The sequence below is a fragment of the Streptomyces anatolicus genome (assembly GCF_019400875.1).
Classification (GTDB): domain Bacteria; phylum Actinomycetota; class Actinomycetes; order Streptomycetales; family Streptomycetaceae; genus Streptomyces; species Streptomyces anatolicus.
On sequence record NZ_WMBF01000705.1, the window covers coordinates 1 to 2414 of the forward strand.

Below are 2414 nucleotides of genomic sequence, written 5' to 3' on the forward strand. Positions count from 1 at the left end.
GTGCTAGGGCCTGTGCGGCGGGTCAGGGTGGTGTGCGGGTGGCGGCTGATTTCTGGTGCGGGTCGGCGCGCGGTTGGGTGGCGGCGGTCTTCTGGCGCGGGTCAGCTCACGCTTGGGTGGCGGCCGCCTTCCGGCGCGGCTCAGGTCGCGGTTGGGTGACGGCCGCCTTCCGGCGCGGGTCAGCTCACGCTTGGGTGACGGCCGCCTTCCGGCGCGGGTCGCGGTTGGGTGGCGGCCGCCTTCCGGCGCGGGTCAACCCGCGCTTGAGTCGCGGCGGTCTTCCGGCGCCGGTCAACCCACGCTTGCGTGATGGCCGCCTTCCGGCGCGGGGTCAGCCCACGCTCGGGCGGTGGGCGCCTTCTGGCGCGGGTCAACCCGCGCTTGGGTGGCGGTCGCCTTCCGGCGCGGGGCAGCTGGCGTGCTGGTCCTGGGACGGCCACTGTTCGCGGGCGCGGAGGGTGGCGAGGGCGAAGGTCAGGCCTCCGGCGATGAACCAGGGGTTCCACAGGGCCAGCGTCCAGGCCCGCTGCCCCGCGCTCACCGAGCCGTCCAGGTGTGTCGTGTCGGTCAGCAGCAGCACCTTGACGCCGACGCCCCGGACCAGCAGGAGCGCGCTGACGCCCCACCCCAGCCATCTCGCCAGGAGGGCGGGAACGCCCCGCAGCCGGGGCGTGGCGAGCAGCCATGCCAGCGAGGCGCCGAGGAGGCAGAGCGCGCCCACACCCCACAGGCCGGCCAGGACGAACCACAGCGGCCGCTCGTCGGCGAGAGGTCCGGCGGAGATGCTGAGCCCGGCATCACCGCCGAGGGCCCAGTAGAAGTGCAGCCCGGCGAAGGCGGTGGCCCACAGGCACGCGATACGCCCCCACAGCGTGGCAGGCCGCCCTGCTCCCCTTCCCGTTTCCTCCGGTCGGCGTCTCACCGCCGCGCCTCACGGGCGTCGCACGTGTCGGCGCCCGCACCGCGAACCTCCCGCGGCAGCACGATGAGCGCCCTGCCCCCGGTCAGGTCGACGCGGGAGCGCGGCGGCGCGCCGTCGCTCTCGTCGTCGCGCCGCAGCAGTTCCACCCGGCGCTGCTCCAGCTCCACCGTCTTGTTGCCGTTCACGACCGCCGTGAATTCGTCGAAAGCGATGTTGGAGAGCGACCGCCCGGTGCGCCTGCGCAGCCACGGGATCAGGCCGAGACCCGTGAACCATCGCCACACGCTCTCCACCAGGGCGAACAGGGCCAGCAGACAGGTGAACGCCGGGAACGACATGAGCCAGATCGTCACGGGCGGGCCTTCGTCGGCCGCAGCACGGTTGCCATGGGATCACTGTGGTGGACCCGTGGCGCGCGGGGATCCGACCGGCGCATGATCCGCCTCCCCCGCACGGCGGAGGCCGGGGGCGGAAGCGGAGCGTCAGGGGCGGAAGTCGGCCTGGTGGTCCCGCGCCCACTGCGCGAACGTGCGGGCGGGCTTGCCAGTGACGGTCTCGACGGTGGTGGTGATCTCCGGTGCGACGCCGACGGATTCGGCGAAGGAGGCGAGGAGCGCGGGGAGCATCTGCGGCGGTACGTGCGGGAAGAGGTCGGGGCCGGCTTCTTCCGGCGGTATGTCGATGAAGCGCAGGGTGCGGCCGAGGGCGGCGCCGATGAGGTGGATCTGCTCCTCGGTGGTGAGGGCCTCGGGTCCGGTGAGGCGGTGGACGGCGCCCTTGTGGCCGTCGTCGAGGAAGGTGCGGGCGGCGACGGCCGCTATGTCGGCCTCGTGGATGGGGGCGGTGACGGCGCCGGGGAACGGGCCGCGGACGGTGTCGCCGACGCGGATCTGGGGCGCCCACTGGAGGGAGTTGGTGGCGAAGGCGTTGGGGCGCAGGAAGGTGTGGCCGAGGCCGCTCTCCGTCACGCTCGCTTCGAGTGCGGCGTGCGCGATGTAGAGGGGGTGGCTGGTGTCGGCGCCGTCCTGGACGATGCCCGAGGAGAGGACGGTGACGTGCTGGACGCCGCCCGCGCGGGCCGCGTCAAGCAGGGCGGTGGTGTGCGCGCCGACGGCCTGGAGGTGCAGGAAGAGGCCGGTGGCGCCGTCGAACAGCGGGGCGAGGTCGGCGGGTTCGGGCGTGTCGCCGGAGAGGTCGAGGCGGGCCGCCTGGGCGGCGGCGGGGAGCCCGGCGCGCTCCGGGGAGCGGGTGAGGCCGCGTACGGGGGCCTGTTCGGCGGTGAGCTGGTCGACGAGGGCGCGGCCCACGTTTCCGGTGGCTCCGGTGACGACGATCACGGGGGCTCCTTACGGTCCTGGTGGCGGCCGTGCCCAGGGGTTCCGGCCCGGCTCTTGATCGAGCCTAGGCCGGTACCGCCGGGGCCCGAATCGTCGTTTGGGACCAAGGGCGGAGCCGGGGGACGTAGGTCCCGAGGCCTACACCCCCCTGCCCC

Annotated in this window: 3 protein-coding genes; all 3 read right to left on the minus strand. The window is 74.1% G+C overall.

Features of this window, described 5'->3' with window-relative positions:
- Positions 1–370 precede the first annotated feature (370 nt).
- The 3 genes from GKQ77_RS31595 to GKQ77_RS31605 all read right to left on the minus strand — a co-directional run bounded on the left by GKQ77_RS31595 (position 371) and on the right by GKQ77_RS31605 (position 2259).
- Positions 371–922, minus strand: coding sequence for a DUF3995 domain-containing protein (locus tag GKQ77_RS31595; RefSeq protein ID WP_219692544.1), 552 nt, complete (start codon positions 920–922; stop codon positions 371–373).
- Positions 919–1275 carry a DUF6191 domain-containing protein gene (locus GKQ77_RS31600; protein ID WP_308117843.1) on the minus strand — a complete coding sequence of 119 codons (357 nt, stop codon included), beginning with the start codon at positions 1273–1275 and terminating at the stop codon, positions 919–921. The genes GKQ77_RS31595 and GKQ77_RS31600 overlap by 4 nt, the downstream gene beginning before the upstream one ends.
- Before the next feature lie 129 nt (positions 1276–1404).
- Positions 1405–2259 carry an SDR family oxidoreductase gene (locus tag GKQ77_RS31605; protein WP_219692545.1) on the minus strand — a complete coding sequence of 285 codons (855 nt, stop codon included), beginning with the start codon at positions 2257–2259 and terminating at the stop codon, positions 1405–1407.
- Positions 2260–2414 lie beyond the last annotated feature (155 nt).